This is a genomic window from Pseudomonas granadensis (assembly GCF_900105485.1).
GTDB classification, from domain to species: domain Bacteria; phylum Pseudomonadota; class Gammaproteobacteria; order Pseudomonadales; family Pseudomonadaceae; genus Aquipseudomonas; species Aquipseudomonas granadensis.
On the sequence record NZ_LT629778.1, the window covers coordinates 5398963 to 5423685 of the forward strand.

26 protein-coding genes are annotated in these 24723 nt (G+C 59.3%); 15 read left to right on the forward strand and 11 right to left on the reverse strand.

Features of this window, described 5'->3' with window-relative positions; all coding sequences use genetic code 11:
* The first annotated feature begins 16 nt into the window (after positions 1-16).
* A complete protein-coding gene (gene argB / locus BLU52_RS24145; protein WP_016772548.1) occupies positions 17-922 on the forward strand; it encodes an acetylglutamate kinase in 906 nt (301 codons plus the stop codon).
* 182 nt (positions 923-1104) lie between these two features.
* On the opposite strand, the gene pyrE is transcribed toward argB, so the two are convergent.
* A complete protein-coding gene (gene pyrE, locus BLU52_RS24150) occupies positions 1105-1749 on the reverse strand; it encodes an orotate phosphoribosyltransferase (RefSeq protein WP_090287521.1) in 645 nt (214 codons plus the stop codon).
* An 82-nt stretch (positions 1750-1831) separates the two neighbouring features.
* On the opposite strand from pyrE, the gene BLU52_RS24155 reads away from it, so the two are divergent.
* A complete protein-coding gene (locus BLU52_RS24155) occupies positions 1832-2611 on the forward strand; it encodes an exodeoxyribonuclease III (RefSeq protein WP_007920349.1) in 780 nt (259 codons plus the stop codon).
* Positions 2612-2687: 76 nt separating this feature from the next.
* Here the strand turns inward: BLU52_RS24155 and gltS are convergent, their stop codons facing one another.
* The 3 genes from gltS to rph form a co-directional block, all read right to left on the reverse strand.
* Positions 2688-3896 carry a sodium/glutamate symporter gene (gene gltS, locus BLU52_RS24160; RefSeq protein ID WP_090287523.1) on the reverse strand — a complete coding sequence of 403 codons (1209 nt, stop codon included), beginning with the start codon at positions 3894-3896 and terminating at the stop codon, positions 2688-2690.
* 366 nt (positions 3897-4262) lie between these two features.
* A complete protein-coding gene (locus BLU52_RS24165; RefSeq protein WP_090287525.1) occupies positions 4263-4631 on the reverse strand; it encodes a DUF4870 domain-containing protein in 369 nt (122 codons plus the stop codon).
* Positions 4632-4659: 28 nt separating this feature from the next.
* Entirely contained in the window at positions 4660-5382 is a 723-nt protein-coding gene (gene rph, locus BLU52_RS24170; RefSeq protein ID WP_090287527.1) for a ribonuclease PH, read from the reverse strand.
* 269 nt (positions 5383-5651) lie between these two features.
* Here rph and BLU52_RS24175 point away from each other — a divergent pair, with 269 nt between their 5' ends.
* The 6 genes from BLU52_RS24175 (at position 5652) to BLU52_RS24200 (ending at position 10956) form a co-directional block, all read left to right on the forward strand.
* Positions 5652-6515 (forward strand): YicC/YloC family endoribonuclease, encoded by an 864-nt coding sequence (locus BLU52_RS24175; RefSeq protein WP_090287529.1) that lies wholly within the window; start codon positions 5652-5654, stop codon positions 6513-6515.
* Between the two features lie 12 nt (positions 6516-6527).
* Positions 6528-7148 (forward strand): guanylate kinase, encoded by a 621-nt coding sequence (gene gmk / locus BLU52_RS24180; RefSeq protein WP_039757364.1) that lies wholly within the window; start codon positions 6528-6530, stop codon positions 7146-7148.
* A 168-nt stretch (positions 7149-7316) separates the two neighbouring features.
* Complete coding sequence (rpoZ, locus tag BLU52_RS24185; protein ID WP_039757363.1) at positions 7317-7580, forward strand: DNA-directed RNA polymerase subunit omega; 264 nt, start codon at positions 7317-7319, stop codon at positions 7578-7580.
* A 57-nt stretch (positions 7581-7637) separates the two neighbouring features.
* Entirely contained in the window at positions 7638-9743 is a 2106-nt protein-coding gene (gene spoT, locus BLU52_RS24190) for a bifunctional GTP diphosphokinase/guanosine-3',5'-bis pyrophosphate 3'-pyrophosphohydrolase (protein WP_090287531.1), read from the forward strand.
* Positions 9744-9767: 24 nt separating this feature from the next.
* Positions 9768-10148, forward strand: coding sequence for a RidA family protein (locus BLU52_RS24195; RefSeq protein WP_003177257.1), 381 nt, complete (start codon positions 9768-9770; stop codon positions 10146-10148).
* A 67-nt stretch (positions 10149-10215) separates the two neighbouring features.
* Positions 10216-10956, forward strand: a complete 741-nt coding sequence (locus BLU52_RS24200; protein ID WP_090287533.1) for a hypothetical protein — start codon at positions 10216-10218, stop codon at positions 10954-10956.
* A gap of 138 nt (positions 10957-11094) precedes the next feature.
* Here BLU52_RS24200 and BLU52_RS24205 read toward each other — a convergent pair whose 3' ends face one another.
* Positions 11095-11952, reverse strand: coding sequence for an SDR family oxidoreductase (locus BLU52_RS24205; protein ID WP_090287535.1), 858 nt, complete (start codon positions 11950-11952; stop codon positions 11095-11097).
* A gap of 188 nt (positions 11953-12140) precedes the next feature.
* Between BLU52_RS24205 and exbB the strand changes: the two genes are divergently transcribed.
* The 6 genes from exbB to BLU52_RS24235 all read left to right on the forward strand — a co-directional run bounded on the left by exbB (position 12141) and on the right by BLU52_RS24235 (position 19040).
* Positions 12141-13094, forward strand: coding sequence for a tonB-system energizer ExbB (gene exbB, locus BLU52_RS24210; RefSeq protein ID WP_090287537.1), 954 nt, complete (start codon positions 12141-12143; stop codon positions 13092-13094).
* A gap of 6 nt (positions 13095-13100) precedes the next feature.
* Positions 13101-13529, forward strand: coding sequence for a TonB system transport protein ExbD (gene exbD / locus BLU52_RS24215; protein ID WP_090287539.1), 429 nt, complete (start codon positions 13101-13103; stop codon positions 13527-13529).
* Positions 13526-14272: a TonB family protein gene (locus tag BLU52_RS24220; RefSeq protein WP_090287542.1), complete on the forward strand. Its 747-nt coding sequence runs from the start codon at positions 13526-13528 to the stop codon at positions 14270-14272. The genes exbD and BLU52_RS24220 overlap by 4 nt, the downstream gene beginning before the upstream one ends.
* Positions 14273-14545: 273 nt before the next feature.
* Positions 14546-15475, forward strand: coding sequence for a hydrogen peroxide-inducible genes activator (locus BLU52_RS24225; protein WP_090287545.1), 930 nt, complete (start codon positions 14546-14548; stop codon positions 15473-15475).
* A 9-nt stretch (positions 15476-15484) separates the two neighbouring features.
* The gene (gene recG, locus BLU52_RS24230; protein ID WP_090287548.1) at positions 15485-17560 is read left to right on the forward strand and encodes an ATP-dependent DNA helicase RecG; all 2076 of its coding nucleotides are present in this window, start codon (positions 15485-15487) and stop codon (positions 17558-17560) included.
* Positions 17561-17639: 79 nt separating this feature from the next.
* Positions 17640-19040, forward strand: coding sequence for an aminoacyl-tRNA deacylase and HDOD domain-containing protein (locus BLU52_RS24235; RefSeq protein ID WP_090287550.1), 1401 nt, complete (start codon positions 17640-17642; stop codon positions 19038-19040).
* Positions 19041-19195: 155 nt separating this feature from the next.
* Here BLU52_RS24235 and BLU52_RS24240 read toward each other — a convergent pair whose 3' ends face one another.
* A complete protein-coding gene (locus BLU52_RS24240; RefSeq protein WP_090287552.1) occupies positions 19196-19579 on the reverse strand; it encodes a helicase in 384 nt (127 codons plus the stop codon).
* Positions 19580-20163: 584 nt separating this feature from the next.
* Here BLU52_RS24240 and BLU52_RS24245 point away from each other — a divergent pair.
* Positions 20164-20535, forward strand: a complete 372-nt coding sequence (locus BLU52_RS24245) for a DUF6124 family protein (RefSeq protein WP_090287554.1) — start codon at positions 20164-20166, stop codon at positions 20533-20535.
* A gap of 114 nt (positions 20536-20649) precedes the next feature.
* On the opposite strand, the gene BLU52_RS26740 is transcribed toward BLU52_RS24245, so the two are convergent.
* The 5 genes from BLU52_RS26740 to BLU52_RS24270 form a co-directional block, all read right to left on the reverse strand.
* The gene (locus tag BLU52_RS26740) at positions 20650-20916 is read right to left on the reverse strand and encodes a hypothetical protein (RefSeq protein ID WP_157720719.1); all 267 of its coding nucleotides are present in this window, start codon (positions 20914-20916) and stop codon (positions 20650-20652) included.
* Between the two features lie 197 nt (positions 20917-21113).
* Entirely contained in the window at positions 21114-21701 is a 588-nt protein-coding gene (locus tag BLU52_RS24250; protein WP_231987991.1) for a lysozyme inhibitor LprI family protein, read from the reverse strand.
* 4 nt (positions 21702-21705) lie between these two features.
* Positions 21706-22161 carry a cell division protein gene (locus BLU52_RS24255; protein ID WP_090287558.1) on the reverse strand — a complete coding sequence of 152 codons (456 nt, stop codon included), beginning with the start codon at positions 22159-22161 and terminating at the stop codon, positions 21706-21708.
* Between the two features lie 137 nt (positions 22162-22298).
* Positions 22299-23663, reverse strand: coding sequence for a lysozyme inhibitor LprI family protein (locus tag BLU52_RS24260; RefSeq protein ID WP_090287560.1), 1365 nt, complete (start codon positions 23661-23663; stop codon positions 22299-22301).
* Between the two features lie 330 nt (positions 23664-23993).
* Positions 23994-24722, reverse strand: coding sequence for a hypothetical protein (locus BLU52_RS24270; RefSeq protein ID WP_090287565.1), 729 nt, complete (start codon positions 24720-24722; stop codon positions 23994-23996).
* Position 24723: the final 1 nt, after the last annotated feature.

Here is a 24723-nt window from a genome sequence, read left to right on the forward strand (position 1 = left end):
CCACCCGGAGCCCTGAATGACCCTCGAACGCGAAGCCGCCGCCAACACTGCCAAGGTCCTGTCCGAAGCACTGCCTTACATCCGACGTTATGTCGGCAAGACCCTGGTGATCAAATACGGCGGCAACGCGATGGAAAGCGAGGAGCTGAAAACCGGCTTCGCCCGCGACATCGTGCTGATGAAGGCCGTGGGCATCAACCCGGTGGTGGTACACGGTGGCGGCCCGCAGATCGGTGATCTGCTCAAGCGCCTGTCGATCGAGAGCCATTTTGTCGACGGCATGCGCGTGACCGACGCGGCGACCATGGACGTGGTCGAAATGGTCCTGGGTGGTCAGGTCAACAAGAGCATCGTCAACCTGATCAACCGCCACGGCGGCAGCGCCATCGGCCTGACCGGTAAAGACGCCGGGCTGATTCGCGCGAAGAAGCTCACCGTGTCCCGCCAGACCCCGGAGATGACCCAACCGGAAATCATCGACATCGGTCATGTCGGCGAAGTGGTCGGGATCAACACCGAGCTGCTGAACCTGCTGGTCAAAGGCAACTTCATTCCGGTGATCGCGCCGATCGGCGTAGGTGAGAACGGCGAGTCGTACAACATCAACGCTGACCTGGTGGCCGGCAAGGTTGCCGAAGCGCTGAAAGCCGAGAAACTGATGCTGTTGACCAACATCGCCGGCCTGATGGACAAGTCGGGCACGGTGTTGACCGGTCTGAGCACCCAGCAGGTCGACGATCTGATCGCTGACGGCACCATCTATGGCGGCATGCTGCCGAAGATCCGTTGCGCGCTGGAAGCGGTTCAGGGCGGCGTGGGTAGTTCGTTGATCATCGACGGGCGTGTACCGAATGCGATTCTGCTGGAAATCTTCACCGACACCGGTGTGGGTACGCTGATCAGCAATCGCAAGCGTCCGTAAGCGATCGTGCAAACAAAAGCCCCCGCTCAGTCTGACTGAGCGGGGGCTTTTTTTGCTGCAAAACCCAAGTGGAAGAACCCATGTGGGTACGAGCCTGCTCGCGAATACCGACTTCCATTCAACATTGATGTCGACTGGCAGGACGCTTTCGCGAGCAGGCTCGCTCCCACAAAAGCCGGCGCTTAGACGCCGAACTGGGCGCGATACGCTTCCACGGCCGGCAAGTGCTGCTTGAGCTGCGGATCGTCAGCGAGGAATTCCAGCACCTGATTCAGCGAAACAATGCTGATCACCGGAATACCGAAATCACGCTCGACTTCCTGGATCGCCGACAGTTCGCCGTTGCCGCGCTCCTGGCGGTTCAGAGCGATCAGCACACCGGCGGCCTTGGCGCCCTCCTGCGAGGCGATGATCTGCATCACTTCACGGATCGCGGTGCCGGCGGTGATCACGTCATCGATGATCAGCACGTCACCGGTCAGCGGCGCGCCAACCAGGCTGCCGCCTTCGCCGTGAGCCTTGGCTTCCTTGCGGTTGAAGCACCATGGCAGGTCGCGGTCATGGTGTTCGGCCAGCGCAACGGCAGTGGTCGCGGCCAACGGAATGCCTTTGTAGGCCGGGCCGAACAGGACGTCGAAAGGAATGCCGCTTTCGGCGATGGCGGCGGCGTAGAAACGCCCCAGCTGCGCCAGGGCCGAGCCCGAGTTGAACAGGCCGGCGTTGAAGAAGTAGGGACTGGTGCGCCCGGACTTCAGGGTGAACTCACCGAAGCGCAAAACGCCGCGATCGATGGCAAAACGAATGAAATCGCGCTGATACGCTTGCATGAAAAAAACCCCAAATACCACGGATTTAGCTAATTAGCTTGACGCCGTGTATCATACACGCACGCGATTTTTGGGGCCATTTATGCGGATCATCAGTGTGAACGTCAATGGTATTCAGGCGGCAGTCGAGCGCGGTTTGCTCAGTTGGCTGCAAGCACAGAATGCCGACGTCATCTGCCTGCAGGACACCCGTGCCTCCGCCTTTGAACTGGACGACCCAGCCTTCCAACTGGATGGCTACTTCCTTTATGCCTGCGATGCTGAAGTCCCTGCCCAAGGCGGCGTGGCTTTGTATTCGCGGTTGCAACCGAAGGCTGTCATCAGCGGTCTCGGTTTCGAGACGGCCGACCGCTACGGGCGCTACCTGCAAGCAGATTTCGACAAAGTCAGTATTGCCACCTTGCTGCTTCCTTCGGGGATGAACGGCGATGAGGACTTGAACCAGAAGTTCAAGCTCATGGACGACTTCGGCAAGTACCTGGACAAACAGCGGCGCAAACGTCGCGAGTACATTTATTGTGGCTCGCTGTACGTGGCGCAGCAGAAGCTCGACATCAAGAACTGGCGCGACAGCCAGCAGTCTCCAGGCTTCCTGGCGCCGGAACGGGCCTGGATGGACGAGATTGTCGGCAACATGGGCTACGTCGATGCGTTGCGCGAAGTCAGCCGCGAAGGCGATCAATACAGCTGGTGGCCGGATAACGAACAGGCCGAGATGCTCAATCTGGGCTGGCGCTTCGATTATCAGATCCTGACACCGGGCCTGCGGCGCTTCGTGCGCAGCGCACGCCTGCCGCGTCAGCCACGGTTCTCGCAGCACGCACCGCTGATCGTCGACTACGACTGGACGCTGACCATCTAAGCGTCGGATCGCCGCCAGAAAAAATGCCCGCATCGTCTGATGCGGGCATTTTTTTCGTCTCGAACAAAGACGCGGCCTAGACAGCAGCGAACAACGGCAAGGCCAGATACAGCTTGATCACGATGACGTTGATGATGTCGATGAAGAACGCTCCGACCATCGGCACCACCAGAAAGGCAATCTGCGACGGCCCATAGCGCTGCGTCACCGCCTGCATGTTGGCGATGGCCGTAGGCGTGGCGCCCAGCCCGAAACCGCAATGCCCCGCTGCCAGCACGGCGGCATCATAGTTGCTGCCCATCACGCGGAATGTCACGAAGATTGCGAACAGCGCCATGACCAGCGCCTGCATAGCGAGGATGATAAAGATCGGCAAGGCCAGCGCCGCCAGATCCCACAACTTCAGCGACATCAGAGCGATCGCCAGAAACAGCGACAGACTGACGTTGCCGAGTACCGAAACCTCCCGTTCGAACACCTGATACAAGCCGAGTGCCGCGAGGCCGTTGCGCAACACCACGCCCACGAACAGCACGCAGACAAACGCCGGCAACTCGAAGGCAGAGCCCTGCAGCAAGCCATTCAACAGATTGCCAGCCAGCAAACTGATCGCAATCAACGCCAGCGTTTCGACGAACGAGAACGGCGTGATCGAGCGCTCCTTGTTCGGCTGCTCAAAGCCTTTTGGCAGCCGCGGGGCTTGCTCCTGATTACCGCCCGGCACCTGCACCCGCTTGACCAGCAAGCGCGCAACCGGCCCGCCGATCAGTCCGCCGAGGACCAGACCGAACGTCGCCGAGGCGAGCGCCAGTTCCGAGGCGGAGGCCAGCCCATACTTTTCGCTGAACACCGTTCCCCAGGCAGCACCCGTACCATGCCCGCCCGCCAGGGTGATCGAACCGGTCAGCAGGCCCATCAGAGGATCGAGTCCAAGCAAGGTTGCCAGCCCGATACCCATGGCGTTCTGCACCACCAGCAAGCCGATAACTGCCAACAGGAATATGCCGACAATGCGGCCGCCCTTTCTCAGGCTGGCGAGGTCAGCACTCAAGCCAATCGTGGCGAAGAAGGCCAGCATCAACGGCGTTTGCAGGGAAGTATCAAAGCGCACTTCGATATCAAATCCGCGCAATATCAATAACAGTACGGCAACCACCAGGCCGCCCGCTACCGGTTCGGGAATATTGTAACTTCGCAGGAAGCCTGCACGCGCAACAAGTCCGCGCCCGAGTAATAACACTAGAGAAGCGGCCACGAGCGTGCCGTAAAAATCGAGCTGAATCATGTGGATTATTCTTGGCTGTGTATTCAGGAGGCGAGCGTTTACCTGGGCTCGACTCATGAACCGGCTGATTTTATCAACACTGATTACTGGAAAATTCAAGAGCCTTCGATGGCTTGAACATATCGAGATGCTTCAACAGAAACATTACACCGAGCAACTTTAACAATCAGCTCGCACCAATAACAAGTACAGAAATAAACACTTGCCCATACAGTTGTGACTAAAAATGTAGCAATTAAATATTTATAAATAAATACTCGACCGTAAATCGACAACAGACTATTCCTACAACAGAAAACACTTTATTGAATTGTAAAAAAAGCCCCGACAGGTCGGGGCTTTTTTATTGGATGCCTCAGCGGGCCGTTACTTGATCAGCCGCCAGGTGAATGGATAACGGTAGGGAAATCCCTTATTGGCCTTCACCGCAGCGATGATCGGCATTATCAACGCACATATCACCACCGGAACAATCAAAACATACCCGATAAGCACCACCATTAGCCCCACGCTGATGAGCATGGCAATGGTCATGGTGATCTGAAAATTCAGCGCTTCCTTGCCCTGCGCATCGATAAACGGGTCAGCCTCGCGCTTCATCTGCCAGAGGATCAGCGGACCGAGCAGACTTCCAAAGGGAAACACGCTACCCAGAAAGCTGGACAAGTGACAAAACATCGCCCACTGGCGAATCTCCTGACTCGGTTTGGGCAGCACGTCTTGCTTGTCACTCATCGCGTCCTCCTTGCGGCTGCGAATTGGCTCAGTCGGCCAATGCGGCTTTTTGCAGTTCGAAAATCTCGTTCATGCCTTTCTTCGCCAGTTCCAGCATGGCATTCAAATCTTCAGGCTGGAACGGCGCGCCCTCAGCGGTGCCCTGCACCTCGATGAAACCACCGGTGCTGGTCATCACCACGTTCAGATCGGTTTCGGCAGCGGAATCTTCCAGATAGTCGAGATCCAGCACCGCCTCGCCCTGATACATGCCAACCGATACCGCGCCGATCATCTGCTTGAGCGGGTCGCCGCCCTTCAGGCCGCCACGTTTCTTGATCACTTTCAGTGCGTCGACCAGCGCGACCATGGCACCGGTGATGGACGCCGTACGCGTGCCGCCGTCAGCCTGGATCACGTCGCAGTCAACGTAAAGGGTCACGTCACCCAGCTTGGACATGTCCAGCGCCGCGCGCAGGGAGCGGCCGATCAGGCGCTGGATTTCCAGGGTACGACCGCCCTGCTTGCCGCGGCTCGCTTCACGCTGGTTACGCTCGCCAGTGGCGCGCGGCAGCATGCCGTATTCAGCGGTCAGCCAGCCCTGGCCCTGACCTTTGAGAAACCGCGGCACGCCGTTTTCGACGCTGACGGTGCAGATGACTTTGGTATCACCGAATTCGACCAGCACCGATCCTTCGGCGTGTTTGGTGTAGTTGCGGGTAATGCGGATCGAGCGGAGCTGATCGGCAGCGCGACCACTTGGACGTTTCATAGGAAATACCTGTACTGAGGACGGAAAACTACCGGGCATTATAGAGCGGTGCACCGCGCCTGGGCACTGGTTAAAAAGCCGGGGCGACCGGTGAAGGTTGTGAAACGCACGTTACCGACGGGCTGCAGCGCTTTGTCACACCGTGTGTTTGGGCGCATTCGCTGCACTGCGCTACAATCCTGCGCCTTTGCTGCCAGTCGGCTTACATTCATTGATATCGCGCCTGCGGAAATCCCTGCTGCGCCGATCTGCATTGCGAGGTCACCGCCATGGTGCACAGCATGACCGCCTTCGCCCGCGTCGAGAAAGCCGGCGTCCAGGGCACCCTGAGCTGGGAATTGCGCTCGGTCAACAGCCGCTATCTGGAACCGCACCTGCGTTTGCCCGAATCGTTTCGCGACCTCGAAGGCGCCGTCCGTGAGGCGCTGCGTCAGGGCCTGTCGCGAGGCAAACTGGAGTGCACGCTGCGCTTCACCGAGGAGAGCACCGGCAAGCCGCTGCAAGTCGACCGCGAGCGCGCCGCGCAACTAGTCGCCGCTGCGGAAACCGTTGCCGGCCTGATCAAGAATCCCGCTGCGCTGAATCCCTTGGAAGTGCTGGCCTGGCCGGGCGTGCTGGTGGGTGATGCGACGGATCCACAAGCGCTGAACGCCGATGCGCTGGCGTTGTTCAATCAGGGCCTGAAAGAACTGAAGGCCGGCCGCGAGCGCGAAGGCGCGGAGCTGGCCCGCTTGATCAATGATCGCCTGACTTCCATTGAGGAAGACGTAGTGACCCTGCGTGAACTGGTCCCGCAAATGCTCGCCACCCAGCGCCAGAAGGTCCTCGACCGCTTTGCCGACATGAAGGCCGAGCTGGACCCGCAGCGTCTGGAGCAGGAAATGGTCCTGCTCGCACAAAAAAGCGACGTCGCCGAAGAGCTGGATCGCCTGAGTACCCATATCATCGAAGTACGCCGGGTGCTCAAGTCCGGCGGTGCGGCCGGCCGCCGTCTCGACTTTCTGATGCAGGAACTCAACCGCGAAGCCAACACACTGGGCTCCAAAGCCTTCGACCCGCGCAGCACCCAGGCCGCCGTCAACCTCAAAGTGTTGATCGAGCAGATGCGCGAACAAGTGCAGAACATTGAGTAAGGCTACCCCGACATGACCCAACACACCGGCACCCTGTACATCATTTCCGCGCCATCGGGCGCGGGCAAGAGCAGTCTGGTCAAGGCGTTGACCGACGCTGACCCGGAGATTCGCGTTTCAGTCTCCCACACCACCCGCGCCATGCGTCCGGGCGAAGTGGACGGTGTGAACTATCACTTCGTGACCCGCGAAGAGTTCGTGAAAATGGGCGAACACGGTGACTTCCTCGAACGCGCCGAAGTCTTCGGCAACTTCTACGGCACCTCGCAAAGCCGCCTGCAACAGACGCTGGACGAAGGTCATGACCTGATTCTGGAAATCGACTGGCAAGGCGCCGAGCAAGTGCGCAAGCTGATGCCGCAAGCGCGCTCGATCTTCATCCTGCCGCCCTCGCTGCAAGCCCTGCACCAGCGCCTGACCAACCGCGGCCAGGACAGCGATGAAATCATCGACGGGCGGATGCGCGAAGCGGTCAGCGAGATGAGCCACTACGTCGATTACGATTACCTCATCATCAACGACGATTTCGCCCACGCGCTGGACGATCTCAAGGCAATTTTCCGCGCCAATCAATTGCAACAGAAGCGTCAACAGGTGCGTTTCGGCAAATTGCTGGCCGAACTGCTCGGTTAAAACAGCACTTCCCAAAATGCCTGCAAGCGCTTTACATTGGTGCTTGCAGCGCGTTGAAGGGTTTGGTCAAAAAATCAGCGCTTCCCTAATCGCTGGTGATTTTTTAAACTGCTGAGTCCGCTTGCCCATTCGGGCAGCGCGCATATTGCATTCGCTCCGAGGAATACCATGGCCCGCGTAACCGTTGAAGACTGCCTAGAACACGTGGAAAACCGCTTTGAGCTGGTCATGCTCTCTACCAAGCGTGCCCGGCAACTGGCCACCGGCGGCAAAGAGCCACTGGTTCAGTGGGAAAACGACAAGCCGACTGTTGTCGCGCTGCGTGAAATTGCTGAAGGCGTGATGAGCTACGAGTACATCGCCGAGCAGGAAATCGTCCAGGATGAGCCGCTGTTCGCAGCGTTCGAGGACGAGTCCAACGAGGCTGTCTAAGCCTATGCCTGGTCGACGTAGCACGGCGCGGGATCACAGCTTGCGGCAGGATTTATCATGCCGAGCATAGACGCCCTCGCCGATCGCTTATCGACCTACCTCGGCAACGACCAGGTCAACCTGGTCCGCCGAGCGTACTTCTACGCCGAACAAGCCCATGACGGTCAACGCCGTCGCAGCGGCGAGGCGTACGTCACGCATCCTCTTGCGGTGGCGAATATTCTGGCCGACATGCACATGGACCATCAGAGCCTGATGGCTGCGATGCTGCATGACGTGATCGAAGACACCGGTATTGCCAAAGAGGCGCTGCAAGCGCAGTTCGGTGAAACCGTGGCCGAACTGGTCGACGGGGTCAGCAAACTGACCCAGATGAACTTCGAGACCAAGGCCGAAGCCCAGGCAGAAAACTTCCAGAAGATGGCCATGGCCATGGCGCGCGACATTCGCGTGATCCTGGTCAAGCTCGCCGACCGCCTGCACAACATGCGCACGCTGGAAGTGCTGTCCGGGGAAAAACGCCGGCGCATCGCCAAGGAAACCCTCGAAATCTACGCGCCCATTGCCAACCGCCTGGGCATGCACGCTATCCGAATCGAATTCGAAGACCTCGGTTTCAAGGCGATGCACCCGATGCGTTCCGCGCGGATCTATCAGGCGGTCAAGCGCGCCCGGGGCAACCGCAAGGAAATCGTCAACAAGATCGAAGAATCTCTTGGCCATTGCCTCGCCATCGACGGCATCGAGGGTGAAGTCAGCGGTCGCCAGAAACACCTCTATGGCATCTACAAGAAGATGCGCGGCAAGCGTCGGGCCTTCAACGAGATCATGGACGTCTACGCGTTCCGGATCATCGTCGACAAGGTCGATACCTGCTACCGCGTGCTTGGCGCTGTGCATAATTTGTACAAACCGTTGCCGGGGCGCTTCAAGGATTACATCGCGATCCCCAAGGCCAACGGCTATCAGTCGCTGCATACCACGCTGTTCGGCATGCACGGCGTACCGATCGAAATCCAGATCCGCACCCGCGAAATGGAAGAGATGGCCAACAACGGCATCGCCGCCCATTGGCTGTACAAGTCCAGCGGCGACGAGCAGCCGAAAGGCACGCATGCCCGCGCCCGCCAGTGGGTCAAAGGCGTGCTGGAAATGCAGCAACGCGCCGGCAACTCGCTGGAATTCATCGAAAGCGTAAAAATCGACCTGTTCCCGGACGAGGTCTACGTGTTTACGCCCAAGGGCCGGATCATGGAGTTGCCGAAAGGCTCTACCGCGGTCGACTTTGCCTACGCGGTGCACACTGACGTCGGCAACAGCTGCATCGCCTGCCGGATCAACCGCCGTCTCGCACCGCTGTCCGAACCGCTGCAAAGCGGCTCCACGGTCGAGATCGTCAGCGCTCCCGGCGCTCGGCCGAATCCGGCCTGGCTCAACTTCGTGGTCACCGGCAAGGCGCGTACGCATATTCGCCACGCGTTGAAACTGCAGCGCCGCTCGGAGTCCATCAGCCTCGGCGAGCGCCTGCTGAACAAGGTCCTGAACGGTTTCGACAGTTCGCTGGAGAAAATCCCGGCCGAACGCGTCAAGGCGATGCTCACCGAGTACCGCCTCGAACTGATCGAAGACCTGCTCGAAGACATCGGCCTGGGCAACCGCATGGCCTACGTGGTTGCCCGTCGCCTGCTCGGCGAAGGCGAGCAACTGCCAAGCCCGGAAGGCCCGCTGGCGATTCGCGGCACCGAAGGCCTGGTACTCAGCTACGCCAAATGCTGCACGCCGATCCCGGGCGACCCGATTGTCGGCCACCTGTCGGCGGGCAAAGGCATGGTCGTGCACCTGGACAATTGCCGCAACATCAGCGAAATCAGGCACAACCCGGAAAAATGCATCCAGCTCTCCTGGGCCAAGGATGTCACCGGCGAATTCAACGTCGAACTGCGGGTCGAACTGGAGCACCAGCGCGGCCTGATCGCCCTGCTGGCCAGCAGCGTCAACGCGGCCGACGGCAATATCGAAAAAATCAGCATGGACGAACGCGATGGTCGCATCAGCGTCGTGCAGCTGGTGGTCAGCGTCCACGACCGAGTGCACCTGGCCCGCGTGATCAAGAAACTGCGCGCCCTGACCGGGGTGATCCGCATCACCCGCATGCGTGCATAACCTGCCTATTACAAGGAGTCATACATGACCAAAACCGTCATCAACAGCGACAAGGCCCCGGCCGCCATCGGTACTTACTCCCAGGCCATCAAGGCAGGCAACACGGTGTACATGTCGGGCCAGATCCCGCTGGACCCGAAAACCATGGAACTGGTCGAAGGCTTCGAAGCCCAGACCGTTCAGGTCTTCGAGAACCTCAAAGCCGTGGCCGAAGCCGCCGGCGGTTCGTTCAAGGACATCGTCAAACTGAACATCTTCCTCACCGACCTGAGCCACTTCGCCAAGGTCAACGAGATCATGGGCAAGTACTTCGACCAGCCGTACCCGGCCCGCGCCGCCATTGGCGTAGCAGCTCTGCCAAAGGGTTCGCAGGTTGAGATGGATGCCATTCTGGTCATCGAGTAATGCGCACGGCGCGGCCTGACCGCCGCGCCGATTGCCGTGCAAGAAAAGGTTTTGAAAGGACTCCACCATGCGCAAAGCGCTAGCTCTCTCGCTGCTCGCCATGTTCCTCGGCGGCTGCGCCAGCGACCCTGCCGATCGTGACATCAGCGGCATCTGGATCAATCAGGTGGCGATCGATGCCGCCGCCAAGGGCGGCCCCCTGCGCGAAGCGCTTCAGGCCTATGGCCCGAATCTGGAATGGGACGTCAACACCAAGGCCGGTCAGGCCCGCTACACCAACGGTTTCGAGAACGTCGAAGGACAACTGCTGGGCGAACAGTCCGGCGCCTGGAAAGTCGACTTTTATGGCAGCTCCGCCAGCGAACTGAAACGCGACGGCAACCACCTGCAGCAAGCCGCCAGCGACAACGAACCCGAGCAGGTGTTCGACCGTGCACAGATTCCGGTGTCGGAAGGCGCACCGATCGGCGCCAGTTTCGAACGTGCGCTGTATTCCGCCTACATGGGCGGTAGCTGGACAATCGCCAGTGGTCAGGGCGAAGGCAGCACCGTGCAGTTCCAGGCTGATGGCCAGGTTTCCGGTTTGCCGGGGGCCGACCGTTATGCCCTGTGCCTGGCGGGCGATTGCGCATCAATGAGCAGCACCAACGACAACATGTGGTTGCAACTCAACGGTCAAGGCAATGCCTACATCTTTGCGCGCAAGGGCAAGGAACTGGAGATTTTCCAGGCCGTGAACACCGCGCTGGCGGATGAAATGCCGCAGTACACGCCGGGCGAGCGCAAGTGGTTGCTGGAGAAGCAGTAACCGTCTCTGAGTTCGCCGCGATCCCCCTGTAGGAGTGAGCCTGCTCGCGATAGCGGTGTATCAGTCAACACCGAGGTGTCTGATGCGCCGCTATCGCGAGCAGGCTCACTCCTACAGTTGTTTTGTGTTGTCAGGAAGTCAGCATTTGCCCTCAAGAATCGCTGCGTAGCCTTCGCGGTAGGTCGGATAAGTCGGCACCCAGCCCAACGCCTTCACCCGCGCATTGCTGCAACGCTTGCTACCGGTACGCCGCACGCTGGCGTCTTCGGCCCACTCGGTCACGTTCAGGTATTCGCGTAACCAGCCCACCACTTCTGCCAACGGCGCCGGCGCATCGTCGACGCCAATGTAAAAGTCTTCCAGCTTCACGCCCTGCCGATCCTTTTCCAGCAGAAACGCCAGCAGACCGGCCGCGTCATCGGCATGGATGCGGTTGCCATACAGCGGCGGCTCGACCGCCACGCGATAACCGCGACGCACCTGGGTCAGCAACCACTCGCGGCCCGGCCCGTAGATGCCGGTCAGGCGCAGAACGCTGGCCGGGATGCTGCTGTTGAGCGCGACCTGCTCGGCTTCGAGCATCAAGCGACCTGAATAACCGGCCGCGACAGTCTCTGAGGTCTCATCGACCCACGCCCCGTCCTGCTGGCCATACACACTGCTGCTGGACACGAAGATCAGTCGCTCAGGCGCTTGCCCATAATCGCCCAGCCAGCTCAGTACATTCTGCAAACCCTGCACATAGGCTTTGCGATAGCCCTCTTCATCGTGCTCGGTGGCCGCAGCGCAATACACCAGGTAATCGATGGCACCGACCGGCCAATTCGCCGGGCACTCCTCGTTGAACAGGTCGCCAGCAACGCCTGTGACGCCGCCCGGCAGTCGCGACACATTGCGCCGCAAACCAAAAACGTCCCAGCCGGCAGCCAACAGTTGCGTGGCCAGACGACTGCCGACATCACCACAACCGGCAATCAAAACAGAAGGCGCGGACATCAGAAAACTCCCATCGGAAAGGCACAGACTAGCTCTGGCACAGGACGAACGGCTAGCGATCGCGGAAAAAAAGTTACTCTATTACTTTTGTTAACAAGAATTACTTGCAATAATGCACGTCACTTTTGTTCTCGGCCTCACGAGGCCTGGAAGAGCATCATCGTTTTTCAATCTCAGGTCCGGCCAGCATGACACGTAATCAAACTCCCGCTTCGCCAACCAATCGACCTCGCGCCTGGAGCGCGGTGGCGGCTCTGTTGCTCAGCCTGATGCTGGCACCGACCGCCGCATTCGCTGACGCCCAGGCCCCGGCCACGCCAGCCGCTGCCGAGCAGAACGCACCCGCCGCCGCGCCAGTTGCACCGGCCGCCACCGATCCGGTGCAGAGCGTGCAAGCCGTCGACGCACCTGAAGTCCTCGAAGCCGACAACAGCCTGGGCATGGCCCACGACCTGTCGCCATGGGGCATGTACCAGAACGCCGACATCATCGTGAAAATCGTGATGATCGGTCTGGCCATCGCGTCGATCATCACCTGGACTATCTGGATCGCCAAAGGCTTTGAGCTGATGGGCGCCAAGCGTCGTCTGCGAGGCGAAATCGCTGCGCTGAAAAAAGCCGCCACGCTCAAGGAAGCCAGCGCCACTGCGGCGAAGGAAGGCACCCTCGCCAACCTGCTGGTGCACGACGCGCTCGAAGAGATGCGCCTGTCGGCCAACAGCCGCGAAAAAGAAGGCATCAAGGAACGCGTGAGTTTCCGCCTCGAGCGCCTGGTCGCGGCCTGCGGTCGCAACATGAGCAGCGGCACCGGCGTACTCGCCACCATCGGCTCCACCGCGCCGTTTGTCGGCCTGTTCGGTACCGTTTGGGGCATCATGAACTCCTTTATCGGCATCGCCAAAACCCAGACCACCAACCTCGCCGTCGTTGCCCCGGGTATCGCTGAAGCGCTGCTGGCCACCGCGCTGGGTCTGGTTGCTGCGATTCCTGCGGTGGTGATCTACAACGTCTTCGCCCGCTCCATCGCCGGTTACAAGGCGCAGGTGTCCGATGCGTCGGCGGAAGTGTTGCTGCTGGTCAGCCGCGACCTCGACCACCAGCCTGAGCGCAGCTCGCAGCCGCACATGGTCAAAGTGGGGTAATCGGCCATGGGCCTGCATTTGAAAGAAGGCGCAGACGACGATCTGGCCGAGAACCACGAAATCAACGTCACGCCGTTCATCGACGTGATGCTGGTGCTGTTGATCATCTTTATGGTGGCCGCGCCGTTGGCCACCGTGGACATCAAAGTCGACCTGCCCGCCTCGACCGCCAAACCAGCGCCGCGGCCGGAGAAACCGGTGTTCCTCAGTGTGAAAGCTGATCAGCGCCTGTTCCTCGGCGACGACGAAGTGAAGGCCGAAGCACTCGGCGCCACACTCGACGCCAAGACCCAGGGCAAGAAAGACACCACCATCTTCTTCCAGGCCGACAAAGGCGTGGATTACGGTGACCTGATGAGCGTGATGGATAACCTGCGCGCCGCCGGTTACCTGAAGGTCGGTCTGGTCGGTCTCGAGACGGCAGCCAAGAAATGATCAACACGCGCCATAAGCTGACGCGTTACAGCGGTAGCCTGGCCGTGGTGCTGGGCGTGCATGCGCTGGCCATCGCGCTGGCGCTGAACTGGACCACTCGCCCGCCCATCGAATTGCCGCCGCAGGCAATGATGGTCGAGCTGGCACCAGTGCCTGCCCCACCACCGCCGGCTCCGCCGAAAGTCGTCACACCGCCACAGCCACCGGCTCCGGTGGAAGAGCTGCCGATGCCGAAACTGGCCGAAGCACCGAAAGCGGAAATCGCAGTACCGAAACCCAAGCCGAAGCCAAAGCCCAAACCGCCGAAGCCGGTTGAGAAAAAGCTGCCTGACCCGCCGAAGGAAAAACCTTCCGAGGAAAAACCGGCCGACACCCAACCGACCCAGGCACCGACGGAGAAATCCGCACAGCCGGCACCAGGCCCATCGCCAGCACAACTGGCCGCCAAGGCCAGTTGGCAAGGCACCCTGCTCGCACATCTGCAGAAGTACAAGAAATACCCGCAAAGCGCACAGGCACGGGGCAAGGAAGGCTTGAATCGTCTGCGCTTCGTGGTCGACGGCGAAGGCAACGTATTGTCGTTCGAACTGGTGGGCCGCTCCGGCAACGCTGATCTGGACCGGGCCACCCTGGACATGATCCGCCGCGCGCAACCGCTGCCCAAGCCACCGGCCGACATGCTGAACAATGGCTCGATCGAAATTGTTGCGCCGTTTGTTTATTCCCTCGAACGCCGCCGCTAATGCGACACAAAACCCTGTAGGAGTGAGCCTGCTCGCGATAGCGGTGTGTCAGATGATAATTTTCTGACTGATACACCGCGATCGCGAGCAGGCTCACTCCTACAAGGGATCTTTGCAAGTCCGGATACAGGATCAAAGGCACCGAAAGGTGCCTTTCGCATATCTGCCTGCGGCAAACCGACATCGCCCGGTGTCGCACTCAGCCCTCAGTCTGATAACGTGCGTCTATCGATTGCAGCCGGTATGCTTGGCGCATCTTCATGGACGCTTGCTATGACCCTCACAGAATTACGCTACATCGTTACCCTCGCCCAAGAGCAGCACTTTGGCCATGCCGCCGAACGTTGCCACGTCAGCCAGCCGACGCTGTCGGTGGGCGTGAAGAAACTTGAAGACGAACTCGGTGTGCTGATTTTCGAGCGCAGCAAAAGCGCCGTACGCCTGACCCCGGTCGGCGAAGGCATCGTCGCTCAGGCGCAGAAAGTGCTTGAGCAGGCCCAGGGCATTCGCGAACTGGCCCAGGCCGGCAAGAACCAGCTGACCGCACCGCTGAAAGTCGGCGCCATCTACACCGTTGGCCCGTACCTGTTCCCGCACCTGATTCCGCAACTGCACCGGGTCGCCCCACAGATGCCGTTGTACATCGAAGAAAACTTCACCCACGTACTGCGCGACAAACTGCGCAACGGCGAACTGGACGCGATCATCATCGCCCTGCCGTTCAACGAAGCCGATGTGCTGACCCTGCCGCTGTACGACGAGCCGTTCTACGTCCTGATGCCGGCCCAGCACCCGTGGACCAAAAAGGAAACCATCGACGCCGGCCTGCTCAACGACAAGAGCCTGCTGCTGCTCGGCGAGGGCCACTGCTTCCGCGATCAGGTGCTCGAAGCCTGCCCGACCCTGACCAAGGGCAACGACGGCGCCAAGCACACCACGGTCGAATCCAGCTCACTGGAAACCATTCGGCACATGGTCGCTTCGGGCCTGGGCATCTCGATCCTGCCGCTGTCCGCGGTGGACAGCCATCACTACGCCCCGGGCGTGATCGAAGTCCGCCCGCTGACCGCGCCAGTACCTTTCCGCACCGTGGCGATCGCCTGGCGCGCGAGCTTCCCGCGGCCGAAAGCCATCGAGATCCTCGCCGACTCCATTCGCCTGTGCTCGGTGGCCAAGCCAGCCGCGCCGGTCACGGCCGGTTAAGCCAGGGTCATGACGGAGCTGTCGCAAGTGTCGGTGACGGCACTCAAGGGTGTCGGCGAGGCCATGGCCGAGAAATTGGCCAAGGTGGGCCTCGAGAATCTGCAGGATGTGCTGTTTCACCTGCCGCTGCGTTATCAGGATCGCACCCGCGTGGTGCCGATCGGTGCGCTGCGCCCGGGGCAGGACGCTGTGGTCGAAGGCACCGTCAGCGGCGCCGACGTGGTCATGGGGCGCCGTCGCAGCCTGGTCGTGCGCTTGCAGGACGGTACTGGCGGCCTGAGTCTGCGCTTCTACCATTTCAGCAACGCGCAGAAAGAAGGCCTCAAGCGTGGCACGCGCGTGCGCTGCTACGGCGAAGCGCGGCCCGGCGCGTCGGGTCTGGAAATCTACCATCCGGAATACCGCGCGATCACCGGCGATGAACCGCCGCCCGTAGACGAAACCCTGACGCCGGTCTACCCGCTCACCGAAGGCCTGACCCAACAGCGTCTGCGCCAGTTGTGCATGCAGACACTGACCCTGCTCGAGCCTTCGACCCTGCCCGACTGGCTGCCGACCGAGCTCGCTCGCGACTACCAATTGGCGCCGCTGGCCGACGCGATCCGCTACCTGCACAACCCGCCCGCCGATGCCGACGTCGATGAACTCGCCCTCGGCCATCACTGGGCGCAGCATCGTCTGGCCTTCGAAGAACTGCTCACGCACCAACTGTCGCAACAGCGCCTGCGCGAAAGCCTGCGTTCGCTACGCGCACCGGCGATGCCGAAAGCCACGAAGCTGCCACCGAAGTACCTGAAGAACCTCGGCTTCAGCCCGACCGGCGCGCAGCAACGGGTCGGCAACGAAATCGCCTACGACCTCAGCCAGCACGAACCGATGCTGCGACTGATCCAGGGCGACGTCGGCGCGGGCAAAACCGTGGTCGCCGCCCTCGCCGCATTACAGGCACTGGAGGCTGGATATCAAGTCGCGCTGATGGCGCCGACCGAAATCCTCGCCGAGCAGCACTTCATCACCTTCAAGCGCTGGCTCGAGCCGCTGGGGATCGACGTCGCGTGGCTGGCCGGCAAGCTCAAGGGCAAGAACCGCGTCGCCGCGCTCGAACAGATCGCCAGCGGTACGCCGATGGTGGTCGGCACCCACGCGCTGTTTCAGGACGAAGTGCAGTTCAAGAACCTCGCGCTGGTGATCATCGATGAACAGCACCGCTTCGGCGTGCAGCAGCGTCTGGCGCTGCGGCAGAAAGGCGTCGGCGGGCGCATGTGCCCGCATCAACTGATCATGACCGCAACACCCATTCCGCGAACACTGGCAATGAGCGCCTACGCCGATCTCGACACCTCGATCCTCGACGAACTGCCGCCCGGGCGAACCCCGGTCAACACCGTGCTGGTCACCGACACCCGGCGCGTTGAGGTCATCGAACGCGTGCGCGGCGCTTGTGCCGAGGGCCGACAAGCGTATTGGGTGTGCACGCTGATCGAAGAATCCGAAGAGCTGACCTGCCAGGCCGCCGAAACCACCTTCGAAGACCTCACCGCCGCTCTCGGCGAATTGAAGGTCGGGCTGATTCATGGGCGCATGAAACCGGTCGAGAAAGCCGCGGTGATGGCTGAATTCAAGGCCGGCAACCTGCAACTGTTGGTTGCCACGACGGTGATCGAAGTCGGCGTCGACGTGCCCAATGCCAGCCTGATGATCATCGAAAACCCCGAACGCCTGGGCCTTGCGCAACTGCACCAGTTGCGCGGTCGCGTCGGTCGTGGCAGCGCGGCCAGTCACTGCGTGCTGCTCTATCACCCGCCGCTGTCGCAGATCGGCCGTCAGCGTTTGGGCATCATGCGCGAGACCAACGACGGCTTCGTCATCGCCGAAAAGGACCTCGAACTGCGCGGTCCCGGGGAAATGCTCGGCACCCGTCAGACAGGCCTGCTGCAATTCAAGGTCGCCGACCTGATGCGCGACGCCGATCTGTTGCCCGCCGTGCGCGACGCCGCGCAAGCCCTGCTGGAGCGCTGGCCGACCCACGTCAGCCCGTTGCTTGATCGCTGGCTGCGGCATGGGCAGCAATACGGCCAAGTGTGAGCACTGTCGCAGTTTCCGACAGCTCGTTCCGGCAGAGGTGGTTATACTCCTGCCATTGTTTCAAAAACGGATACAGACCATGACCGAAGCTGCTCTCGTCCCCGAATCTCCGCAAGCTCCGTCTGTTATTCGGCTGCTGCTCAACAAGCTGGGCGTTGTCTACGAAGAAGTGCTCGACCACCACGGCCTCAATGCTTCGCGCAAAGTGCAGGCCGTGTTGCTGGACGACGCCGTCGGCGCGTTGATGGTGCTGTTTCCACAGAGCCAGTTGCTGGATCTCAACCGCCTCGCCGAACTCACCGGCCGCCGCCTGACTGCCGTGTCCACCGAACGCCTGGAAAAGATGCTCGGCAAACACAGTCTGAGCCTGCTCCCAGGCCTGCCGGCGCTGACCAGCTCGCCGTGTCTCTACGAAGAAAGCCTGCTGCGCGAGCCGAAGTTGCTGATCAACTCCGGCGAACCCGGCGTGCTGCTGGAAATCGCCAGCGAAGACTTCAAGACCATGCTGACCAAGGCCAGCGCCGCCAACTTCGGCGAAGCCCTGAGCAGTATCCGGCCCAACCTCGACCGCCCGGACGATGACCGCGAGGAAATCACCCAGGCCGTGCAAGCGTTCACCGCGCGGCGCATCCAGCAGCGTCTGGAAGCGACCATCGAGATTCCGCCGCTGGCTGAAACTGCGCAAAAAATCATCAAGCTGCGCGTCGACCCCAACGCCACCATCGATGACATAACCGGCGTGGTCGAAACCGACCCGGCGCTGGCCGCGCAAGTGGTGAGCTGGGCGGCGTCGCCGTACTACGCCTCGCCGGGCAAGATTCGTTCGGTGGAAGACGCGATCGTCCGCGTGCTCGGTTTCGATCTGGTGATCAACCTTGCGCTGGGCCTGGCCCTCGGCAAGACCCTCAGCCTGCCGAAAGACCATCCGCAACACACCACGCCGTACTGGCAGCAGTCGATCTACACCGCCGCCGTCATCGAAGGCCTGACCCGCGCCATGCCGCGCGCCCAGCGCCCGGAAGCGGGCCTGACGTATCTGGCCGGCCTGCTGCATAACTTCGGTTATCTGCTGCTGGCCCACGTCTTCCCGCCGCACTTCTCGCTGATCTGCCGCCACCTGGAGGTCAACCCGCACCTGTGCCACAGCTACATCGAGCAACACTTGCTGGGCATCAGCCGCGAACAGATCGGCTCGTGGCTGATGCGCTACTGGGACATGCCGGACGAACTGGCCACCGCCCTGCGCTTCCAGCACGACCCAAGCTACGACGGCGCCTACGCCGAATACCCGAACCTCGTCTGCCTGGCCGTACGCCTGCTGCGCAGCCGCGGGATTGGCTCTGGACCGGATGAAGACATCCCCGACGCCCTGCTTGAGCGCGTCGGCCTGACGCGCGATAAAGCCAACGACGTCGTCAGCAAAGTCCTCGAAGCCGAAGTCCTGCTGCGCGAACTGGCTTCGCAATTCAGCCAGGGCTAAACGCAATCGCGAGCAGGCTCACTCCCACAAGGTTTAGGTAATCCCTGTAGGAGTGAGCCTGCTCGCGATGAATCCACCACGGTCCATCTGACCACATCTAAATTCCCACGCTCCGCGCGGGAATGCATCCCGTGACGCTCCGCGTCACCAAAGGCTCAAGCCTTACGCTTAGCCTTCCTCGGCACCAAATACTTCATCAACCCCTGAAACCACATCACCAGCGCCGGATTACCCTTGAGCTGGATCGACTTGTCCTGAATGCCCTGCATAAACGCCAACTGCTTGTTCTTCGCCTGCATCGTCGCAAAGCCATAACCGGCATCTTTAAACGCAATCGCAAACGCCGGCTCCGCCACCACGCCGGACTTGCTGGTGATGCGCTGATCCTTCACTACAAAATGCCGCGCCACTTTCCCATCCAGCGTCTGCAGCTGAAACACCAGATCCTTGTCACCCAACTGCTGCTGGAACGCAGGATTTTTCCGGCTGGCCTTGGCCATCAACAAACCCATCATCCACAGGAGAAAACGAAATTTCATGCGCACAGCCTCAAAAGGAAAATGAACGGCCGGGGCAGTGTAAGGGATTCGGACGATAACGCCAGTATCTGCCGCTGTTGGAGCATGATGCGGACCATTTCGTGCACGATGACCGCCAAGTCACGATAGTTAATTTAGTGCCTGATCGTTCCCCCGCTCCGCGTGCGAATGCATCCCGAGACGCTCCGCGTCTCCCCTTCACCTTTCCTACACCTGTTGAAACACATCCCTGTAGGAGTTGGCGAAGCCTGCGATCATTTGATCTTCCGCCCCGCGATTCCATGGGAAATTTCCTGCAAAGTGCCGGGCTGTCCGTGAACTAGGCGGGATTGGTCATGAGGGATAGGCTTTGTGTGTCGCCGCAAAATCGGCGATACGGACGTGCAAGTCCGGCGGGAGTACACATTGGTTATGGCAATTCGCCGAGCGTTTTCCTATGCTCGCGGATCGTTATGGCTGCTGTGTATGGGAGGCCCTCGGGTCTGCCGGGTGACTCCACCGGTCTTGCACACCTATGCACAGCTGCCACCCCTTTCGAAGTGCGAGCGAAACGGTGCCAGCTCCTGAAACTGGAGTAAGACCGAATGAAGAAACCAACACCCAACCCCCCGGAAACCCCGGACATATCGCCCTACGAATCTCTGGAATCGAAGAAATTCCACGAAGCCGCCGAACGCGCCCTCGACCATCACTTCAAACCGCCCACCGAACCCCACCCCAAGCGCGAAACCGGCCTATTCAAACTTTCCCCCGGCACCGATGCCGAAGCCCTCATGGCCAACGCCTCCGAAGACCTCCTGTCCATCAGCGTCATCGCCTGCGACCTGGCTGACGATCTGCACGGCTCACGCCGTTCTGTAGCACTGGCCCTGAGCAGGATGGCGGACGGGGTGCGATTGATGGTGGAAGGGACGCTTGATCATATTGAGGTGAAGAGCGCGGCGGCGAAGCTGTAGCGGGATTTGCGGATGAAAAAAGGGGACGTTGAGTCCCCTTCCAACAATGTCCGTAAAAATCCAGACATAAAAAAGCTGCCAACGAGGGCAGCTTTTTTAAGAGTCGCGAAAGCTTCAACCGGCCAGTCGACCGACAGGCTCGAAATCACTGCCTTTTGACAGTGCAGCATCCAGAAAGCGGCTGCGCTTACCGGAGCGTTTGGCCAAGACTTCACGAGCTTCAGCCTGGAACCGGGCAGCCATCAAAGGCTTGGGTTCATGTTTGGACTTTTTCATGGAAACCTCTCGGGTCTCGAAATTTGACTGGATAGTATTACCGCTCAACCCAAGCTTCTGAACATAAACAGAAATAACCTGACACTGATTACTTGGTCCGAGCATTCCGCCGCCTTCAAGCCTCGACCGGCAACGCAGTCGCTCATCGGCAGGACGTAAGAGGCTAGTAAAGGAAAACTTGACCAAGTTGAAGTACCGAACGTGGCACCCGCCTTAGCTTGTAGAAATTTCACTATGGGCAGTAGTGGAACTAGCAGAAGAGCTGAGATAAACGTAGGCGAGAACTTGAAATCGAAATTCCCTTAACGATTCATAGGCAACTGAAAGCGCATCCGCACCCTGCAATTCGCAAAATCCTCACGGAACAAACGCTCGCTCATTTTGCAGTGCCCATCCGCGTATTGCCTCCAAAGCGAATCATCGAGCTCTTCCCCTCCCAGCAGCTCAATTGAGTTCGTTACATCTCTCTCACGATCCTTCCCGGCAATCGCGGATGCCGCTTTGTAAAAACCATCCAGCGGTAAACCCGTCTGTAGAGCAATCAACTCTCCCAGCCGAGCATTGGTCGTCTGCACCAGACACCCAAGCCTCTCGATTGGCGCCTCAGCGCCCGGCAACGCGGCTTGATAAAGCTCTTCGCAAAACGACTCTTTAAAGCGCACCCAGTTCTTTTGCACATCTCTCAGATGGCTTTGCTCCGCTGGAGCCAAAGACGACAGCGCTTTTTTGTATTGCTCGTTCAAGACACCATCGACTTTCTTGAAGGTTTGCTGGCCGCAGGTGATCAAGTCCGGGTTGGACAAACTGTCTAGGTTGCACGCCTCTCCAGCAAACAATGCGGATGACGCAGCAGAGATCAAGCAACCGAGAAGAATCGAAAATCCTTTCACGCTGTCACTCCTTCCTTTGACGGTCATGTCTGTACAGCCAAAACAGCGGCGGCAACAACACCAACAACGCAAAACCATCAAGCCACACGTGCGACCAGACCTGCTGTTGCGCCGAGAGCCACATGTCCTGCGGCGCCCATAACAGGATGCCGGCGATCAACCAGCCCCAGACTGCCGGGACTTTCAAGCGATTGCCCAGATGCACCAGTGCGAGCATGTACAGCGAATAACTTTGCAACGTCGCGCCGAACAGCGCGAGCCACCAGACTTGTTGTTCGTGGCCGGCGGTGGGAACCGCATCGGCACCCCAGAACGACAATTCGAGGACTTGCAGGTAGCCCTCGAGCAAGCCGGAGTCACCGGCCCAGGTCAGGGTAAGACCGGCGAGGATATGCGTGATCGCAGCGGCATAAAGCCAAAGCACCAACGCTGGGCGAAGCGAGGAAGAAGAGGCTGGCATTCCGTGTCCTGAGCGCGTTCCTTGGGGGTGGGGAGTTTAAAGGAAAATCGGGGTCGTCAGATGCTCAAGCGTTAAACGTTTTAGCGTGAGGGATTCAGACAAAACTTGTGCAAAACCGCCTCAAACAGCCCCGAAATTCAAATGCAGTGGCTGGCTTTGATCGGCGCCGTGGCTGACGATCCCAATCGCCCCACGTTGAAGACGCCCAACTGGTCACCTTTGTCAGCTGCCATTTGATAACAGGCTAACGCCCGCGATATATCCTTCGTTCCCAACTCCCCACCCTCAAAGGTCGAGGCCAGGTAATTCATCGCGTCCGTGGAGCCCATGGTAATCGCTCGAATAACCTGCTCTTCTGCCTGCTTGGGATGGAGGCAGGGGCCGTTATAGTCAGTGGAGTTTCCTGAACAAAGAAACGTCGCATAGCCCATGGCACCCTTTGGTATTTTCGAAGCCGCTTTGAACAAAGCCTCAACCTTAGGGGTTTCCAACTGAGACGCCATTTGCGAAAGACTTAGGCTTGCCGCCGACAGGCTCGCCTGTGCATCACCCGACTCTGCAGCACACACAAAATTCTCCAGGGACGCTTCAATCAGCTCCGCAGTCAGCCGGTATTGCTCAAGAAACCCCAGCCCACCTAACGCTTCGGCACGCTGATAACAAAAGTTTTCGGCGCGGCTCATTCCAGGGTTTTCTGTTGCAACAAGATCCTTTTCGCTGATCGACCAGTCCTCAATCCCCTCAAGCACCCAGCACGCCTGACGAGAGAAATTGAAAATCTTGATATTGCTGTTGCCCGCCCGTTTATCCACCACGTTGACGTGACTGTCGTCGATCTCTTCGACCTCGACTCCAGGCGTTTTCCCGGGTGTGATAGCGGCCATCAGCGGGTAGGTGAAAGTAGCCCCACTGACACCCGATGTCGAAGGCTCGAAGGTGCTTCGATCCTTCCCAGCTACCGGTTTCAACACCAGCGACTTGACCGTCATTGCGGTAAGACGGCGTTGTGATTCGCTATTGGCGGAAAACGCTGTCAGGAAAGGCGCGAACTCCTCCGAGGGACAGTTATCGCTGATTGGCGCCGTCGAAGCGCTGTTGTCGGATGCAAGCGCAGGGACAATCTTGTCCAGATACGCCGAGCGCTCGCGACTCATTCTGGCGATGCACGAGTTAACCGCGAACACATGCGCCGGCATCCCCGTCTCGATCTCGAACGCCTCCAACGGGCAGTTCGCATCGCGCAGTTTTAGCCAGGCTCGCTGCGACTCTTTAACCTTCGCTGCGTACTCCACGCCCAACGCGGGATCGGCTCGATAGCCAGACTCAAGTCGCGCCATCAACTGCTTGTAGCTGACGTTCAACTGCGCATCGGCAGCCTTCTTCGCCGCCTCCGAGCAGGGCACCATTTCCAGGCTTGAGGTGACATGGCTGCAGTCGTTCTGCGCATAGGCCGCTGAAACTGGCAGCAGCACGGCCAGCAGGGTAAAAACAAAACGTTTCACGGTGTTCTTCCTTGAGTCATTCAGGCTTTGCGTTTGGTGAATCGAGTGATGCATTGATCTGTTCCGTTCATGCCCCAGTAAGTGCTGAGGAACGTCTTACGTTTTTTTGTCGACGCGCAGGTTAACGAAGCCATCGCCGCAGTCCGGTTGTAACTCTCAAACATGCCGACTTTGGCTTGGTAACGAAAAACCGGTCTTAGTTTGTAAGTGCCACTGCCATGATTTAAGCCAGTGAGTAAACGGAACAGATCTGTTTGCCTTCGCAATCTAGACAGAAATCGCATTGCACACCAAACAGATCTGTCCTTTCTTAGAGGCCAGAAGAGTTGATCAGAACAGCTTATTTAAAGCAGCCCGATCATACCTTACGAATGCACTGTCAAGCTTTTCAGAAGACACATCGAGATAGAGCGGACTAGCTAAATCCCCAGGCGCGTAAACGGAAAATACGTAGCCATTACCAAAGGAATGGCTGACTTTGTCTTTCTTTACCACGCTTTCGGGACGCGAGAACTTTAGGTCATTGGGAGAATGATAGGTTCTGGATAACTTCACCCCTCCGAAAGCCGAGTCTTCAACCTCTATCAATACCGGGGGCGTTCCCAACAAAGGCGCTATAACCACCTTGCTAGTCAAGTTTTTCCACTGATCCGAAAATTCAGAAACTGCTTCCTCATATTCTTCAGCTAATGGGCGATCCAAGCCGCAAACGGCTTTGTTTATTAGCACTCCATTCTGCTCGTTCCGAATATTTGTATAAACGCAATCTATGAGAACATCCGCGCCATGCCTAGTTAACGTAAAATAGGCTTCAAAAGGAGTTCGCGAGGCGAGATTTTCGTAATGGAGGGCCTTACCTCCATTAAATTCAACCAGTTCCCTAGTTGTTTCGCCTTGACTCCCGACTACGCCTTCTATTGTTTTGCTACCACCTGACCAAGTAACGGTCAGAGACTGGGCGTCAACATCGGCTGAATACACGTCATGCGGCTCGGCGACTGCGAAACCTGCTAGCACGAAAGTTACGACAGCTAAACCTACAGGCAACTTAATATTCATA

What these genes read in the sequence shown, in the direction of transcription:
- argB (WP_016772548.1), top strand. Translation starts at nt 17, where the DNA reads ATGACCCTCGAACGCGAAGCCGCCGCCAACACTGCCAAGGTCCTGTCC.
- pyrE (WP_090287521.1), bottom strand. Translation starts at nt 1,749, where the DNA reads ATGCAAGCGTATCAGCGCGATTTCATTCGTTTTGCCATCGATCGCGGC.
- BLU52_RS24155 (WP_007920349.1), top strand. Translation starts at nt 1,832, where the DNA reads ATGCGGATCATCAGTGTGAACGTCAATGGTATTCAGGCGGCAGTCGAG.
- gltS (WP_090287523.1), bottom strand. Translation starts at nt 3,896, where the DNA reads ATGATTCAGCTCGATTTTTACGGCACGCTCGTGGCCGCTTCTCTAGTG.
- BLU52_RS24165 (WP_090287525.1), bottom strand. Translation starts at nt 4,631, where the DNA reads ATGAGTGACAAGCAAGACGTGCTGCCCAAACCGAGTCAGGAGATTCGC.
- rph (WP_090287527.1), bottom strand. Translation starts at nt 5,382, where the DNA reads ATGAAACGTCCAAGTGGTCGCGCTGCCGATCAGCTCCGCTCGATCCGC.
- BLU52_RS24175 (WP_090287529.1), top strand. Translation starts at nt 5,652, where the DNA reads ATGGTGCACAGCATGACCGCCTTCGCCCGCGTCGAGAAAGCCGGCGTC.
- gmk (WP_039757364.1), top strand. Translation starts at nt 6,528, where the DNA reads ATGACCCAACACACCGGCACCCTGTACATCATTTCCGCGCCATCGGGC.
- rpoZ (WP_039757363.1), top strand. Translation starts at nt 7,317, where the DNA reads ATGGCCCGCGTAACCGTTGAAGACTGCCTAGAACACGTGGAAAACCGC.
- spoT (WP_090287531.1), top strand. Translation starts at nt 7,638, where the DNA reads ATGCCGAGCATAGACGCCCTCGCCGATCGCTTATCGACCTACCTCGGC.
- BLU52_RS24195 (WP_003177257.1), top strand. Translation starts at nt 9,768, where the DNA reads ATGACCAAAACCGTCATCAACAGCGACAAGGCCCCGGCCGCCATCGGT.
- BLU52_RS24200 (WP_090287533.1), top strand. Translation starts at nt 10,216, where the DNA reads ATGCGCAAAGCGCTAGCTCTCTCGCTGCTCGCCATGTTCCTCGGCGGC.
- BLU52_RS24205 (WP_090287535.1), bottom strand. Translation starts at nt 11,952, where the DNA reads ATGTCCGCGCCTTCTGTTTTGATTGCCGGTTGTGGTGATGTCGGCAGT.
- exbB (WP_090287537.1), top strand. Translation starts at nt 12,141, where the DNA reads ATGACACGTAATCAAACTCCCGCTTCGCCAACCAATCGACCTCGCGCC.
- exbD (WP_090287539.1), top strand. Translation starts at nt 13,101, where the DNA reads ATGGGCCTGCATTTGAAAGAAGGCGCAGACGACGATCTGGCCGAGAAC.
- BLU52_RS24220 (WP_090287542.1), top strand. Translation starts at nt 13,526, where the DNA reads ATGATCAACACGCGCCATAAGCTGACGCGTTACAGCGGTAGCCTGGCC.
- BLU52_RS24225 (WP_090287545.1), top strand. Translation starts at nt 14,546, where the DNA reads ATGACCCTCACAGAATTACGCTACATCGTTACCCTCGCCCAAGAGCAG.
- recG (WP_090287548.1), top strand. Translation starts at nt 15,485, where the DNA reads ATGACGGAGCTGTCGCAAGTGTCGGTGACGGCACTCAAGGGTGTCGGC.
- BLU52_RS24235 (WP_090287550.1), top strand. Translation starts at nt 17,640, where the DNA reads ATGACCGAAGCTGCTCTCGTCCCCGAATCTCCGCAAGCTCCGTCTGTT.
- BLU52_RS24240 (WP_090287552.1), bottom strand. Translation starts at nt 19,579, where the DNA reads ATGAAATTTCGTTTTCTCCTGTGGATGATGGGTTTGTTGATGGCCAAG.
- BLU52_RS24245 (WP_090287554.1), top strand. Translation starts at nt 20,164, where the DNA reads ATGAAGAAACCAACACCCAACCCCCCGGAAACCCCGGACATATCGCCC.
- BLU52_RS26740 (WP_157720719.1), bottom strand. Translation starts at nt 20,916, where the DNA reads ATGCTCGGACCAAGTAATCAGTGTCAGGTTATTTCTGTTTATGTTCAG.
- BLU52_RS24255 (WP_090287558.1), bottom strand. Translation starts at nt 22,161, where the DNA reads ATGCCAGCCTCTTCTTCCTCGCTTCGCCCAGCGTTGGTGCTTTGGCTT.
- BLU52_RS24270 (WP_090287565.1), bottom strand. Translation starts at nt 24,722, where the DNA reads ATGAATATTAAGTTGCCTGTAGGTTTAGCTGTCGTAACTTTCGTGCTA.